14 protein-coding genes are annotated in these 14,632 nt (G+C 39.2%); 9 read left to right on the top strand and 5 right to left on the bottom strand.

Annotated elements, in window-relative coordinates; translation table 11 throughout:
* Positions 1–20 precede the first annotated feature (20 nt).
* Both LBYS11_RS18120 and LBYS11_RS18115 read left to right on the top strand, forming a co-directional pair.
* The gene (locus LBYS11_RS18120) at positions 21–1,802 is read left to right on the top strand and encodes a carbon starvation CstA family protein (protein ID WP_103118720.1); all 1,782 of its coding nucleotides are present in this window, start codon (positions 21–23) and stop codon (positions 1,800–1,802) included.
* A gap of 257 nt (positions 1,803–2,059) precedes the next feature.
* Positions 2,060–2,389: a YuiB family protein gene (locus tag LBYS11_RS18115; RefSeq protein WP_004228336.1), complete on the top strand. Its 330-nt coding sequence runs from the start codon at positions 2,060–2,062 to the stop codon at positions 2,387–2,389.
* A gap of 89 nt (positions 2,390–2,478) precedes the next feature.
* On the opposite strand, the gene LBYS11_RS18110 is transcribed toward LBYS11_RS18115, so the two are convergent.
* Positions 2,479–2,961 carry a divergent PAP2 family protein gene (locus tag LBYS11_RS18110; RefSeq protein ID WP_048394429.1) on the bottom strand — a complete coding sequence of 161 codons (483 nt, stop codon included), beginning with the start codon at positions 2,959–2,961 and terminating at the stop codon, positions 2,479–2,481.
* 123 nt (positions 2,962–3,084) lie between these two features.
* Between LBYS11_RS18110 and LBYS11_RS18105 the strand changes: the two genes are divergently transcribed.
* The 7 genes from LBYS11_RS18105 to cysI all read left to right on the top strand — a co-directional run bounded on the left by LBYS11_RS18105 (position 3,085) and on the right by cysI (position 10,636).
* Positions 3,085–4,593, top strand: a complete 1,509-nt coding sequence (locus LBYS11_RS18105; protein ID WP_103118719.1) for a leucyl aminopeptidase — start codon at positions 3,085–3,087, stop codon at positions 4,591–4,593.
* A 135-nt stretch (positions 4,594–4,728) separates the two neighbouring features.
* Positions 4,729–4,932, top strand: a complete 204-nt coding sequence (locus LBYS11_RS18100; protein ID WP_016991509.1) for a hypothetical protein — start codon at positions 4,729–4,731, stop codon at positions 4,930–4,932.
* Between the two features lie 352 nt (positions 4,933–5,284).
* Positions 5,285–6,058 carry a uroporphyrinogen-III C-methyltransferase gene (gene cobA, locus LBYS11_RS18095; RefSeq protein ID WP_103118718.1) on the top strand — a complete coding sequence of 258 codons (774 nt, stop codon included), beginning with the start codon at positions 5,285–5,287 and terminating at the stop codon, positions 6,056–6,058.
* A 12-nt stretch (positions 6,059–6,070) separates the two neighbouring features.
* Positions 6,071–6,811, top strand: coding sequence for a sirohydrochlorin chelatase (locus tag LBYS11_RS18090; protein WP_103118717.1), 741 nt, complete (start codon positions 6,071–6,073; stop codon positions 6,809–6,811).
* Entirely contained in the window at positions 6,811–6,960 is a 150-nt protein-coding gene (locus LBYS11_RS18085) for a YezD family protein (RefSeq protein ID WP_004228347.1), read from the top strand. The genes LBYS11_RS18090 and LBYS11_RS18085 overlap by 1 nt, the downstream gene beginning before the upstream one ends.
* Positions 6,961–7,003: 43 nt before the next feature.
* A complete protein-coding gene (locus LBYS11_RS18080; protein WP_103118716.1) occupies positions 7,004–8,797 on the top strand; it encodes an assimilatory sulfite reductase (NADPH) flavoprotein subunit in 1,794 nt (597 codons plus the stop codon).
* A gap of 123 nt (positions 8,798–8,920) precedes the next feature.
* Positions 8,921–10,636: an assimilatory sulfite reductase (NADPH) hemoprotein subunit gene (cysI, locus tag LBYS11_RS18075; RefSeq protein WP_054549433.1), complete on the top strand. Its 1,716-nt coding sequence runs from the start codon at positions 8,921–8,923 to the stop codon at positions 10,634–10,636.
* Between the two features lie 43 nt (positions 10,637–10,679).
* On the opposite strand, the gene LBYS11_RS18070 is transcribed toward cysI, so the two are convergent.
* Genes LBYS11_RS18070 through LBYS11_RS18055 form a run of 4 tightly spaced genes read right to left on the bottom strand, consistent with a single transcriptional unit; the run spans position 10,680 to position 14,549 of the window.
* On the bottom strand, positions 10,680–11,750 hold the full coding sequence (locus tag LBYS11_RS18070; RefSeq protein WP_048394440.1) for a sulfate/molybdate ABC transporter ATP-binding protein: 1,071 nt from the start codon (positions 11,748–11,750) through the stop codon (positions 10,680–10,682).
* Positions 11,751–11,765: 15 nt separating this feature from the next.
* Positions 11,766–12,641, bottom strand: coding sequence for a sulfate ABC transporter permease subunit CysW (gene cysW / locus LBYS11_RS18065; RefSeq protein ID WP_048394442.1), 876 nt, complete (start codon positions 12,639–12,641; stop codon positions 11,766–11,768).
* A 10-nt stretch (positions 12,642–12,651) separates the two neighbouring features.
* Complete coding sequence (cysT, locus tag LBYS11_RS18060) at positions 12,652–13,485, bottom strand: sulfate ABC transporter permease subunit CysT (RefSeq protein WP_103118715.1); 834 nt, start codon at positions 13,483–13,485, stop codon at positions 12,652–12,654.
* 11 nt (positions 13,486–13,496) lie between these two features.
* On the bottom strand, positions 13,497–14,549 hold the full coding sequence (locus tag LBYS11_RS18055; protein ID WP_054549432.1) for a sulfate ABC transporter substrate-binding protein: 1,053 nt from the start codon (positions 14,547–14,549) through the stop codon (positions 13,497–13,499).
* Positions 14,550–14,632: the final 83 nt, after the last annotated feature.

Raw genomic sequence — 14,632 nt, 5'->3', positions numbered from 1 at the left:
AAAGTAAAAGGGGTGTTTGCATGAATGCGATTACAATAGTGATAGGGTCTATTTGTATTTTGATGATCAGCTATCGTTTGTATGGCATTTTCTTTACAAAGAAGGTACTTAAAATAAAAGATGATACGCCCACCCCAGCCCACGCTTTGGAAGATGGTAAAGACTATGTTCCGACGAATAAGTGGGTAACCTTTGGGCATCATTTTGCAGCGATTGCAGCAGCAGGACCTTTAGTTGGACCAATCCTAGCTGCACAATTTGGGTATTTGCCTGGACTTATATGGCTATTAATCGGAGCAGTAATTGGTGGGGCAGTTCATGATGCTGTTGTTTTATTTGCTTCCATGCGTCATGGTGGTAAATCCCTATCGGAAGTGATGAAGGAGGAGTTAGGCCCTATCGCAGGTTTCTGTACAGGCCTTGCGATGCTATTCATTATTACGATTACAATGGCAGGTCTCTCGATGGTGGTGTTAGGTGCTTTAGAGCGCAATCCATGGGGAACGTTTGCTGTAGGTATTACGATACCAATCGCCATGCTTGTGGGTATTGCCTATCGTAAAACAGGCAATTTAATTGTTACATCTACTGTAGGCTTTATTTTATTAATGATTGGGGTATTTATCGGACCGCTTATTCAAGGCACAGCATTCGGTGATTTTTTAACATTTGATCGGGATACATTAGCTATCATCTTACCAATCTATGCCTTTTTTGCCGCTGCATTACCTGTGTGGCTTTTATTAGCACCTCGTGATTATTTAAGTAGTTTCATGAAGATTGGGGTATTTATTGCACTAATTATTGGCGTGTTCTTTGTTAATCCTGCTATTCAATTCCCACCATTGACAGAGTTTATTCATGGTGGTGGACCAGTAATTGCCGGTCCTGTGTGGCCGTTTGTTTCTATTACAATTGCCTGTGGTGCCATTTCTGGCTTCCATGCTTTTGTAGGCTCAGGAACAACGCCTAAGATGATTGATCGTTGGGAGGACATCCGTATTGTAGGCTTTGGTGCTATGTTAGTAGAGTCACTAGTAGGTGTGATGGCTTTAATCGCAGCTACTGCTCTTCATCCAGCCGACTATTTTGCGATTAACTCAGCACCAGCTGTATTTGCTACATTAGGAATGGAGCCGGTTCATCTACAAGCATTGTCTCAAAGTATCGGCATGGACTTGGAAGGACGAACAGGAGGTGCTGTAACGCTAGCAGTTGGTATGACAGATATCTTTACAGGTATTCCTTGGTTCGCAGAGTTATCTTCGTACTTCTATCAATTTGTCATTATGTTTGAAGCGGTTTTCATTCTTACAGCCATTGATGCTGGAACAAGGGTAGCTCGTTATTTAATACAAGATTTTGGTGGCAATGTTTATAAACCACTGAAGCGTACCAATTGGGTACCAGGTACAATTTTTGCTAGTGCACTTGCCTGCTTTATGTGGGGCTATTTATTGTATTCAGGGGATATAAGCTCAATCTGGGTATTATTTGGTGTATCCAATCAGCTAATGGCAGCCATTGGTCTAGTATGTGGCGTGACGATGGTATTGAAGGTCGCAGATAAACGCATCTATGCATTGACATGCTTTATCCCATTGGCTTATTTATACATTACGGTCAACGTTGCAGGCTATTGGATGATTAAAAATGTATACTGGAATCCAGCCGCTGCAGGCTTTAATATGTTAAATGGGATTTTATCTGTTATCATGTTAATGCTTGGCTTCTTAATTGTGCTGACAGCATTTAAAAAATGGGCACAGCTTTGGAAATCACCAAAGTTTTTAGTAGCTTAATCAACTTCATAAAATCATAGAAACTATTGAAGATAAGCATTTGTCTTCAATAGTTTTTTGGTGAAAAAAGCATCTACGACGAAGGAGAAGCAAATACCCGCGGAAGAAGCATCTACCCCTAAATTCAAAGATCAACCATAGATGATCGATTGATGATTTTCCTAAATATGACGAACAAGCGAAAACAAGGATATGTTCATTGAAAGCGGTGTCGTAATCATGTAAACTAATGAGAGGAAAACGGAGGTTATACATACATGGATGGTCCAGTTTCATTAGTGCAGTTAATCATTTCTATTTTGTTATTTTTCGTCATGTTCTTTGGTATCGGATTCTTGTTAAATATGCTGTTACGGATGACATGGTTAATGGCAATTGTGTATCCAATTGTTGTCATCTTTATTGTAGATGAAGTAAGCTTCTTAGATTATATTTTTAAGCCAGGCTCAGCATTCCCAGCATTAATTGATAAATTACAGGCACTTCAGTTTGTGGATATTGCTATTTTATCAGGTGGCTTTGCGGGTTCTATTGTGGCTGGTATCGTGATGATTTATTTACGTAAAAGTGGCTATCGAATGTTCTAACGTGCTTAGTATTCTTTCTTCAATTGAAGAAAGAATACTTTTTTTATACAAAAAAACACAGCCTCCTCTAGAGGATGTGTTGATGTCTGTTAGATGAAAAACTCGTAGGCTATGATGGCGATAAAAATACCCGTTAGAGCCCCAAAAAATACTTCACTTCGTTTATGGCCTAATAATGTTTTTAATTCCTCCATTTTTTCTTGTCCGTCCATCTGTGGCCATTTTTTTAAATCATGAAGCAATGTTTGGAAATCCTTACGCAGTTGATTTAAAATGGCTGCATGCTGACCTGCTTGGTAACGAACACCACTAGCATCATACATCACGATAATGGAAAACATTGCAGCTACCGCAAAAATGGGGGATTCCAAACCCGTCTCATAGGCAATTGAGGTTGCCAATCCAGTGACAGAAGCAGAGTGAGAACTAGGCATTCCACCTGTTGAGGTAAAAAGTCCCCATTTTACTTGTCTGGTCATTAAAAAATGAATGGGGATTTTAACAAACTGTGCAAAGAGAACCGCAAAGAGGGCAATTAGTAATGGGGTATTGTGGAGTAAACTCAATTTCATCACAACCTTCGCAAATAATTGCTTTTATTATAACATTCATTATTTTCTAAAAGAAGATATAGGCAAATATTACGCGCTTTTCAGAAACTTCGTTATAATAGTATATGGAATGGAGGAATTTACATGCATATTGTAAAAGAAGCAAAAACATTTGAAACGATTTCTACTGAACTATTAGTGGTAGGAGTCTCAAAACATCGTGAACAAATGCAGGACTGGGCAAGCTTTTCATCTTTTTACGGTGAAGCCCTTGATACATGGATTAGTGCAGGAGACGTCTCAACTGAATTAAAGAAACTAACGAAATTACCATTTGTGAAAGACCATGCTAACCTGAAACGTATTGTATTTGTAGGTTTAGATGAGCGTAAAAACCTCACAGAAGGTGATATTCGCACAGCATTTGGTTTAGTGGGAAAAGAATTAAGATCTTTAAAAGTAAAAGAGTATTCCATCTGGCTTGAATCATTTACAACAGAGTCAATTTCAACAGCAGATGTAGCATTTTTAGCAGGTGAAGGAATTGGCCTTGGCTATTATGCTGTCCCACATTATAAAACAACTTCAAACGAAGTAGATAAACGTATTGATGCTGTTCACCTTGTGACTACAGCAGAGGATTTAGATGAAGTGGTGGCAAGCTTTGAGGTAGGTGTGATTTATGCAGATGCTGTCAATGAAGCTCGTAGCTTAATTAATTTACCTCCAAACCTACTAACAGCTACGGATTTAGCTAACTATGCACAATCTCTTGCTGTGGAATACGATTTTGAAGTAGAGATATTAGATAAAGCACAATTAGAGGAACTAGGTATGGGTGGTATATTATGTGTTAACCAAGGCTCTTATGAAGAACCACGATTAATTACCTTAAAATATAAAGCGACTGAAGATTTTGAAGATCCAATTGGCCTTGTTGGTAAGGGTGTAACGTATGATACAGGCGGCTATTCTTTAAAACCAAAGGACTCTATGGTTGGTATGAAAGGTGATATGGGCGGTGCCGCTGCTGTACTTGGTGCGATGAAAATTATCGGTGAATTACGTCCAAATAAAAATGTTGTAGCCGTTATCGGTTCTACAGATAATATGGTGTCTGATACAGCGTTTAAACCAGATGATGTGATTACGACGTACAGCGGAAAAACGGTAGAAGTATTAAATACGGATGCAGAAGGGCGTTTAGTTCTGGCAGATGCAACTACATATGCTAAACAGCAAGGGGCTACATCACTGATCGATGTTGCTACTTTAACTGGAGGCGTTATTACTGCACTAGGTATGGATAAAACAGGTGCTCTTGCAAATGATGATGCATTTTTTGAAGCATTTATGGAAGCTGCAAAAGAGACCGATGAATTTGTTTGGCGTATGCCTTTAACAGAAAATGATAAAAAACGAATTCGAAAATCAGATGTAGCTGATTTAAATAATTCACCTGGTCGTGATGGTCATATGATTTTCGGCGGCGGTTTTGTGGGCGAATTTGTTGGTGATACACCATGGATTCACCTGGATATAGCAGGCACATCTGATGCAGTAGCTGTACATGATTTAGGACCTAAGGGTGGTACTGGTGTTATGGTCCGTACACTCGCGAATTTTGTCCAACGTTTAGGGGAAGAAAAATAATAAAGCGTGTCAATCAGCGGGAGTTTATTCTCGCTGATTTTTTGTGATTTATGCACTAATCCCGATAGAATAGGCATTCTACATATGATAGATGTATCTTCCTTCATACGATAGAGTAAAAAGGGGAGGTAGCATATGCGCAATTTCGGAGGTTATCCAGGCGGAGGATTTGGAGGCTTTATTTGGCCATTTGGCGCACCGTTTTTTGGTGGTTTTTTAGGCAGTTTCCTTGGCTCTCAATTTAATCAATATCCTTACAATCCATATTATCCAAACTATCGACCATATCCACCAGGTCCATATTTTCGACCAGGTCCGCGATATCGTAGACCATGGTAAGCACATAATTAGATCAGCCAGTTGTCGATCTTGATATCGACAACTGGTTTTTATTGTGCCTAACGAAGTATCAAAATTAGTGTTGACAGAATATACTAAATTATTTATTATTCTTATTATATTACTAAGAATTAAATATGTGGCTGACTAGCAAACTAGAGGCTTTTATTATTCATAGGCATTTTTGTGTCTAAGGATAATATTAGCCTTTTTTCTTTATCTTAATTTAGTAAAAGTTTTTGTACCGAAAGCAAAGTGTCAGGTTTAGAAAATCGAGGACCCTTATTAGTAAGTTTAATCAATCTGAAATGCCATGACAACGAGGCGTAATTGACAGAAGGAGTGAGATGAAATGGGGAAAGTTTATATTGTTGGTGCAGGTCCTGGAGATGTTGACCTCCTTACGATTAAAGGATTACGTTGCATTGAATGTGCAGATGTCATTTTATATGACAGACTCATTAATAAAGAGCTATTAGCCTATGCCAAGAAAGACGCTAAATTAATCTTTTGCGGGAAATTGCCTCAGCAACATGCCATGATTCAGGAGCAAATCAACCAAACGCTTGTTGATTATGCCCAACAAGGATATGTTGTCACAAGATTAAAAGGAGGAGACCCATTTGTTTTTGGTAGAGGGGCAGAGGAGGCAGATGTGTTAGCGAAACATCAAATTCCCTTTGAAGTTGTTCCTGGTATTACGTCAGGTATAGCAGCTCCAGCATATGCAGGTATTCCTGTCACACATCGTAACTTAGGTTCAAGTTTTGCTATGGTTACTGGGCATATGCAGGATGGAAAAGAAGATGCTATCCGTTGGGAAAGTCTTGCAAAAGGAATTGATACGATTGCCATTTATATGGGTGTTGGTAATCTTCCGTATATACGTCAACAATTACTCAAATATGGCCGTGATGAAAAAACACCTGTGGCTGTTATTCACTGGGGAACAGTTTCTACTAAGCAAAGAACTGTTACGGGGACTTTAGCTACAATTGAGGAAATTGTGCGTACAGAAAATATTCATAACCCTAGCATCATATTAGTAGGGAAGGTTGTGACCTTAAGAGAAACCATTCATTGGTTTGAGCAAAACCCCGCACAGCCAATCCAAATAACGGGATAAGGTTGTGGGATTATGCAGGCTATTTTATATATTGCACATGGCAGTCGTGTCAAGGAAGGTGTAGAGCAGGCCGTAAACTTTCTTCAAGGCGTACAACAAGAAGTGACAGTAGCTATTCAGGAAATATGCTTTCTAGAGCTGGCAACACCAACCATTGCAGAAGGCATTGCTAGCTGTATTCGGAAAGGGGCAACAGCGATTGCCGTAATGCCTATTCTCCTACTAGCTGCTCAACACGCAAAGCATGATATTCCGAAAGAAATGGCAAAAGCTCAAAAACTATACCCATATGTAAAGTTTACATATGGTGAGCCTCTTGGCATTCATGAACGATTAATTGACACATTACAAGCTAGGATAATAGAAAAACAGCAACCTAACAGCAATGCAAGTGTTTTACTCATAGGACGTGGGAGTAGTGATCCAGCCGTCAAGAGGGATTTAGCCAAAATTGCCAAAAGGCTACGTACTAAATATCACTATAAAGCCGTTGATATATGCTTCTTATACGGAATGGGACCAACCTTTGAAGACTGGTTACTGCAAGTTAAAGGGAAGCAACAGCAAATTTTTATTGTCCCTTATTTATTATTTACAGGCATTTTAAGACAAAGTATTGCCAAGCGATTACAAGGCTTTGACAGTCAAAACATTATGTTATGTGAAAGCTTAGGCTATGACGACAATGTGAAAAAAGTATTAGTGGAACGTATTGATGAATTACTACATTTTAAAGAGGAAGGTGTTTCGTAATGGTAGATAAAAGAACTGAAAATGTAAATCTAGCATTAGATAATGTCCGCCAAATGTTAAATACTGTGAACCACGGATCAATTACATTGATTGTTCAAAATTCCTATGTGGTTCAGATTGAGAAAAAGGAAAAAATAAGGCTTCGATAAATTAAAAAATATGAAATGAAGATGATTCGTGAGGTGGCAAAGATTGAAATTACAAGTAATAAACAGTCCATTTAATGAAGAGCAGGTGAAGTTATTAAACGAGCTTCTCCCTAAATTAACAATTGAACAAAAATTTTGGCTAAACGGTTACCTAAGTGCTCCCCAAGCAACTCTTGAAGCAATTGTTGAACAGGCACCACCAGCAGCCCAGCCGATTACCAAAACAATAACAATTTTATATGGTTCCCAAACAGGCAATAGTCAAGGATTAGCTGAAAAGTATGCAGCAGCTTTAAAAGAGCAGCAGGTAGATGTAACTGTCTCATCATTAGGGAAATTTAAAGCTAGTAATTTAAAAAAGATCACCAATCTATTACTTATTGTGAGTACACATGGAGAGGGAGATCCACCAGATCAAGCGATACAATTCTATGAATTTTTGCATAGCAAGCGGGCGCCTAAGCTAGAACACCTACAATATTCGGTTCTTGCTTTAGGGGATAGCTCCTATGAATTTTTTTGTAAGACAGGTAAGGACTTCGATGAGCGATTTGCGCAATTAGGTGCAACAAGAATTGTTCCTCGTATAGATTGCGATGTAGATTATGATGACGCAGCTGCACAGTGGTTCTCCGCGGTTCAACAGGAATTTCTTCAGCATACAACTTCAGCAACGTCTACTTCAGCACACACCGAAGGGGCGCAAGTACTTGAAGAATCTACATATTCAAGAAAAAATCCATTTTACGCTGAAGTACTTGAAAATATAAATCTAAATGGTCGTGGCTCCAATAAAGAGACGCGTCATCTTGAATTATCGATTGAGGGAGCTAATTTTCATTTTGAACCTGGCGATAGCATTGGCATTCTGCCAGAGAATGATGAACAATTAGTCAATGCATTGCTGACAGCACTTCAATTTGATTCGGAGACAGAAGTGACTGTTTTTGATGAAACAATAACAATAAAAGAAGCACTACAGAAAAAATTAGAAATTACGGTGTTATCTAAACCGTTACTCGAAAAAATTGCTGCTTATACAGAGCATAAAGAATTTTCTAAGCTATTTGAAGAACCAAAAGCCTGGAAGGACTATGCAAAAGGAAGAGACTTGCTCGACCTAGTAGAGGAATTTACACCATTTACTTGGAGTGCACAGCAATTTGTAGAGTTACTGCGTAAAATTCCAGCTCGACTTTATTCTATTGCTAGTAGCCAAAAGGCCAATAGCGAAGAGGTTCATTTAACGATTGGCAAGGTAAGCTATGAAACAGCAGGTAGACAACGTCTTGGTGTTTGCTCTGGAAGTGTGGCAGAACGAATACAAATAGGTGATACATTACCAATCTATGTTCATAAAAATCCGAATTTCAGATTGCCAGAGAATAATGAAACGCCAATTATTATGATTGGTGCAGGCACAGGTGTTGCACCATATCGAGCTTTTCTAGAGGAGCGAGAAGAGTTAGGGATTGAGGGGAAAGCATGGCTCATCTTTGGTGATCAGCATTTTGTTACGGATTTCCTCTATCAAACGGATTGGCAACGTTGGCTAGCTGCTGGCACATTAAGTCACATGCATGTAGCCTTTTCACGTGATACAGACCAAAAAATCTATGTTCAACATAAATTGCAAGAAAATGCCGCAAGTTTTTATGAGTGGCTGGAGCAGGGGGCTGTCATTTATGTATGTGGTGACGAAAAATCAATGGCATCTGATGTGGATGCAACCATTCATCAAATTATTGAGCAGCAAGGACAGAAAACACCAGAGGATGCAAAAGCCTATGTGAATGAATTAAAACAGCAAAAACGCTACCAACGTGACGTTTATTAATGGAGTTCAACACAAATTTCTCGAAAACCTTCCCTTATTAATGAGTTGATCTCTTTGTTAGCAAGTAAACCCTCAGGTATGCCCAATACGCTGAGGTGTAATGGATTAAAGGAGCGATAAAGAATGACTGAAAAAATAGTGTTACCTCCACAGCCCGGGAAACCAAGTGATGTAGAGCGTATTAAAACCGAAAGTAATTACCTACGTGGAACACTCGAACGTACCATGAATAATCCATTAAGCTCTGGTATCCCAGAGGACGATAATCGCCTTATGAAATTTCATGGCAGTTACTTACAGGACGATCGAGATCTTCGGAATGAACGTCAGAAACAAAAGCTGGAACCGGCCTATCAATTTATGGTACGTGTACGAACACCAGGTGGAGCAGCTACCCCAGCGCAATGGCTTGTGATGGATGAAATGGCTAGAAAGTATGGCAATGGCTCTTTAAAATTAACAACACGCCAAGCATTTCAAGTACATGGCATTTTAAAATGGAATGTTAAAAAATATATGCAGGAAATCAATGAGGTGTTATTGGATTCTCTTGCTGCATGTGGAGATGTGAACCGTAATGTGATGTGTAATGTCAATCCAAACCAGTCTGCATTACATGAAGAGGTTTATAATTGGTCTGCAAAACTAAGTGAGCATTTACTGCCGAGAACACGTGCTTATCATGAATTATGGTTAGATGGAGAAAAGGTAGTAGATAGTCAGGATGTAGAAATTGAACCGATTTATGGAGCTCAATATTTGCCGCGTAAATTTAAAATTGGTATTGCGATTCCACCAAGTAATGATGTAGATGTTTTTTCACAAGATATCGGACTGATTGCCATCGTTGAAGACAATCAGCTTGTTGGTTTTAACGTAGCGGTTGGTGGAGGCATGGGCATGACACATGGTGATCATGAAACCTATCCACAGCTTGCTCGTGAAATTGGCTTTATAACGCCAGATAAATTACTAGAAACAGCAGAAAAAATAATAACGATACAGCGTGATTATGGGAATCGCTCTGTCCGTAAAAATGCACGATTTAAATACACGATTGATGCGAGAGGACTTGAATGGTTCCAAGAAGAATTAACGCGTCGTCTAGGCTGGGAAATTCAGCAGGCTCGTCCTTATACTTTTGAGCGTACAGGTGATGAATTTGGCTGGATTAAAGGGGCAGATGGTCATTGGCATTATACGTTATTTATTCAAAATGGCCGTATAAAAGACTTTGAGGATTATCAGTTGTTAACTGGCTTACGTGAAATAGCTAAGGTGCACACGGGTGATTTTCGTTTAACACCGAACCAAAACCTAATGATTAGCAATGTAACACCCCAGAAAAAGAAACAAATAAATACGCTTATTGAACAATACAAGCTAACAGACGGTGCGCATTATTCTGCCTTACGCCGCAATTCCATTGCCTGTGTCTCATTACCGACATGTGGCTTAGCCATGGCAGAAGCAGAACGCTATTTACCTTCTCTTATAACAAAAATTGATGCCATTATTGATGAGGCTGGCTTAAATGAAACAGAAATTGTTATTCGCATGTCTGGTTGTCCAAATGGCTGTTCACGTGCAGCAATGGGTGAAATCGGCTTTATTGGCAAAGGGCCAGGTAAATATAATATGTACCTTGGTGCAAGTTTTACAGGCAATCGCTTAAATAAAATCTATCGTGAAAATATTGGTGAGGAGGAAATTTTAGCAGAGCTACGACCAATTCTTCTGCATTTTTCAAAGGAACGTTTAGAGGGCGAACATTTTGGAGACTTTGTCATTCGTGCTGGGTATGTCACAGCTGTCTATGATGGAAGAGAATTTCATTAAAAATAAAAACCATGTAGCAAAGAAAAATTTGCTACATGGTTTTTTATATAGAATAATCCTCAGGAATAAATACCTTTAATTGTTTCGGCTTTACAAATACCTGATCGCCCACCTTCAGTTGAAGAAGATGAAATTGTTCTTTTGATAACTCCGCTTCTAAAAATTCATCAAGATCCTCACGGCGTAGTTCAATTTGAACGATAGGTCCTAGCAAATGAATGTGGCTGATTTTAACAGGAACTGTACCTGAAATACTTGTTTTCTCAATCTGAATATCATGTGGACGTACATAGCCTATCGCATTGTCCTCTGAATGTGTTAGGGCCTCAGGTACATCAAGTGCAACTTCACCCTGCATGAGCTTACCATTATGTAAGCGACCTTTAAATAGATTAACATTGCCCAAGAAGTCATAGACAAATGGACTTTTGGGGTTTGTATAGACCTCATCTGGACTACCAATTTGCTCGATTTTGCCATTATTCATGACCACAATGCGATCTGCAACATCGAGAGCTTCCTCTTGGTCATGTGTCACAAAAATACTTGTAATATGAAATTCATCATGTAACTTTCGAAGCCAGCGACGTAACTCCTTGCGTACTTTTGCATCGAGAGCTCCAAATGGTTCATCTAGTAACAGTACCTTTGGCTCTACAGCAAGCGCTCTTGCCAGTGCGACACGTTGTCGTTGCCCACCTGAGAGCTGTGTTGGATATCGATCTGAGAAATTTTCAAGCTTCACAAGTTGCAATAATTCCATCACTTTATCTTTGATTTGTTGTTTTGAAGGTCTGCTTTTTCGAGGACGTACCTTCAGGCCATAAGCTACATTGTCAAAGACCGTCATATGGCGAAAAAGCGCATAATGTTGAAAGACAAAGCCCACATTGCGTTCCTTTGGATGACGATCTGTGATGGATTGACCATCAAATAAAATATTGCCGACATCCGTTGTTTCAAGCCCAGCAATCACACGTAATAATGAGGTTTTTCCTGATCCAGAAGGGCCAAGCAGTGCTACTAGCTCCCCAGACTGAATATGTACGGATATATCCTCTAGTGCCTGAAAGGACCCATATTTTTTGGATACGTTTTGAATTTGTATACTCATTGAGACCATCTCCTTTTAACTAGATTTTGATTTCCAAGCAATAATGTCTTTCACAATTAATGTAAAGATGGCCATTACGCTCATTAAGGAAGCAACTGCAAAGGCTGCTGCAAATTGATATTCATTATAGAGAATTTCAATATGAAGGGGCATCGTATTTGTCATGCCACGGATATGACCAGATACCACAGACACAGCCCCGAATTCTCCGATGGCTCGTGCATTACATAAAATCAAACCATAGAATAGTCCCCATTTAATATTGGGTAATGTGACATACCAAAAGGTTTTAAAGCCACTTGCCCCCAATGAAATGGACGCTTCTTCCTCAGATATACCTTGGGTTTGCATCAGCGGTATTAATTCACGTGCAACAAAGGGCAATGTGACGAAAATTGTGGCAAGGACAATGCCAGGTAGTGCAAAAACAATTTTAATATCATGTGCAAACAACCATTCACCAAATAGTCCCTGTGAGCCAAACAATAAAATAAACACTAAACCTGCGATAACAGGTGAAACTGCAAAAGGTAAATCTACCATAGTAAGTAATAGATTTTTCCCCTTAAAATTAAACTTTGTAAGTGCCCAGGCAGCCATTACGCCAAAGATCGCATTGAGGGGTACAGTAATGGCTACGACGATTAATGTAAGCTTAATAGCAGCTAATGCATCTGGATGTGTAATCGCAGCAAAGTAAACATCGGATCCTTTTTGAAAGGCTGTAATAAAAATAGATACTAAAGGTAGTACGATAAAGAAAGCTAAAAAAGCTAAGGCAATAAATATTAACGTATAGCGAATAATACGAGGCTCCTGTAAGGCAGCAGTCTGTGTAGCTGCTTTCCTTTTTCCTGTACTAGCCTGCTGAATAAAAGTTGATTGTTCCATATAGTACCTCCTAATGTACAAACCGACGATTGGCTAGCCATTGTATCAAGTTAATGGTGAACAACAAAATAAAGGATGTCACAAGCATGACAACAGCTATGGCAGTTGCCCCCGCATAATCATATTGCTCAAGCTTTGTCATAATAATTAACGGCGTAATTTCCGTTTTCATCGGCATATTTCCTGCAATAAAAACAACCGAGCCATATTCACCTAAAGCGCGCGCAAAGGCCAAGGAAAAGCCAGTTAAAATTGCTGGTACTAGCTCTGGTAAGATGACTTTACGGAAGGTTTGTAAACGATTGGCTCCAAGGCTTGCCGAAGCTTCCTCCACCTCAGCACTGATATTTTGTAAAACGGGCTGGACCGTTCGTACAACAAATGGTAGCCCGATAAAGGTTAAAGCAATAATGATGCCAAGAGGTGTAAAGGCAATTTTAAAATCAAAAAATTGACCAATCCAACCATTTGGTGCATAAAGAGATGTTAAAGCAATTCCAGCGACAGCAGTAGGCAATGCAAAAGGTAAGTCTACAAGCCCATCAATGATTCGTTTAAAGGGAAATTGATAGCGAACGAGAACCCATGCAATAGTCGTACCGAAAAAAACATTTAGTAAGCCTGCAATCAGTGCAGTGCTGAAGCTCACTTTGTAGGAAGCAACAGCACGGGGATCTGTAATGATATTAATAAATGCTGACCAGCTTAAGGACATGGTATGAATGAAAATCATGGAAAGTGGTAGTAACACTAGTAAACTTACGTAAAGCATTGTATAACCAAGAGATAAATGAAAGCCTGGAATAATTCGACGCGATTTTTTAGGAATGATTAAACTGCTCATCAAAACGCTCCTTATTGTGGTACGTATATTTCATCAAAGGTACCACCATCTTTAAAATGGGTTGCTTGTGCTTGTGACCAACCACCAAAATCATCGATGGAAACAAGTTCAAGCTGAGGGAATTGATCTTTATACTTTGCTAGAATCGTTTCACTACGTGGTCGATAATAATTTTTCGCCGCAATTTCTTGCCCTGTATCACTATATAAATGCTGTAAGTAAGCTTCAGCGACTTCACGTGTCCCTTTTTTATCTACGATTTTGTCTACAACTGCAACTGGTGGCTCTGCTAAAATACTTAATGAAGGCGTGATGATTTCAAATTCATCCTTACCTAATTCATTGAGAGAGAGGTATGCTTCATTTTCCCACGCAATTAAGACATCACCAATTTTACGTTCTACGAATGTTGTTGTAGCTCCACGAGCGCCAGAATCAAGTACTTCTACATTGCTGTAAAGTGATTTCATAAATTCCTTTATTTTTGTCTCATCATTGTTATATAACTTTCCGGCATAAGCCCAAGCAGCTAAGTAGTTCCACCGTGCACCTCCAGATGTTTTGGGATTAGGCGTTATGACAGATACATCATCTTGAATCAAATCATCCCAATCTTGTATGTTTTTTGGATTGCCCTTGCGAACTAAAAAAACAATTGTAGATGTATAGGGAGTCGAATTAAGATCAAATTCGGTTTGCCAATCTTTATTCAGCAGCTCACGAGTTTGAGCAATTTCATCAATATCGTAAGCGAGTGCGAGTGTCACAACGTCGGCTTCAAGACCATCAATAACTGCACGCCCCTGTTTGCCAGATCCACCATGTGATTGATTGATTGTGACGTCTTGGCCAGTATCATCCTTCCATTTTTTTATAAAATCTTTGTTGAACTCATCGTAAAGCTCCCGTGTTGGATCATAGGAAACATTTAGTAGCTCTACAGACTTCTTGTCTTCCTGACCGCTTGTTTTTTCATCTGAGTTAGCACTTCCACAGCCAGTTAAACTAAGCGTTAGAATAGTTAATAATGCCAAGGATTGTAGAACATAGCTCTTTTTTTTCATAGTTAATCCGCCCCTTTTCTGTCTTAAGAATGCAAAAAGCCATCACCCACAATGACATGACAACATTGGGTAGATGGCCTTCA

It is taken from the genome of Lysinibacillus sp. YS11 (assembly GCF_002896375.1).
In the GTDB taxonomy this organism is placed as follows: domain Bacteria; phylum Bacillota; class Bacilli; order Bacillales_A; family Planococcaceae; genus Lysinibacillus; species Lysinibacillus capsici.
This window is presented reverse-complemented; position numbering and strand designations above follow the sequence as displayed.

What these genes read in the sequence shown, in the direction of transcription:
- LBYS11_RS18120 (WP_103118720.1), top strand. Translation starts at nt 21, where the DNA reads ATGAATGCGATTACAATAGTGATAGGGTCTATTTGTATTTTGATGATC.
- LBYS11_RS18085 (WP_004228347.1), top strand. Translation starts at nt 6,811, where the DNA reads ATGGTAGATAAAAGAACTGAAAATGTAAATCTAGCATTAGATAATGTC.
- cobA (WP_103118718.1), top strand. Translation starts at nt 5,285, where the DNA reads ATGGGGAAAGTTTATATTGTTGGTGCAGGTCCTGGAGATGTTGACCTC.
- cysI (WP_054549433.1), top strand. Translation starts at nt 8,921, where the DNA reads ATGACTGAAAAAATAGTGTTACCTCCACAGCCCGGGAAACCAAGTGAT.
- LBYS11_RS18110 (WP_048394429.1), bottom strand. Translation starts at nt 2,961, where the DNA reads ATGAAATTGAGTTTACTCCACAATACCCCATTACTAATTGCCCTCTTT.
- LBYS11_RS18100 (WP_016991509.1), top strand. Translation starts at nt 4,729, where the DNA reads ATGCGCAATTTCGGAGGTTATCCAGGCGGAGGATTTGGAGGCTTTATT.
- LBYS11_RS18115 (WP_004228336.1), top strand. Translation starts at nt 2,060, where the DNA reads ATGGATGGTCCAGTTTCATTAGTGCAGTTAATCATTTCTATTTTGTTA.
- LBYS11_RS18070 (WP_048394440.1), bottom strand. Translation starts at nt 11,750, where the DNA reads ATGAGTATACAAATTCAAAACGTATCCAAAAAATATGGGTCCTTTCAG.
- cysT (WP_103118715.1), bottom strand. Translation starts at nt 13,485, where the DNA reads ATGAGCAGTTTAATCATTCCTAAAAAATCGCGTCGAATTATTCCAGGC.
- LBYS11_RS18090 (WP_103118717.1), top strand. Translation starts at nt 6,071, where the DNA reads ATGCAGGCTATTTTATATATTGCACATGGCAGTCGTGTCAAGGAAGGT.
- LBYS11_RS18105 (WP_103118719.1), top strand. Translation starts at nt 3,085, where the DNA reads ATGCATATTGTAAAAGAAGCAAAAACATTTGAAACGATTTCTACTGAA.
- LBYS11_RS18055 (WP_054549432.1), bottom strand. Translation starts at nt 14,549, where the DNA reads ATGAAAAAAAAGAGCTATGTTCTACAATCCTTGGCATTATTAACTATT.
- cysW (WP_048394442.1), bottom strand. Translation starts at nt 12,641, where the DNA reads ATGGAACAATCAACTTTTATTCAGCAGGCTAGTACAGGAAAAAGGAAA.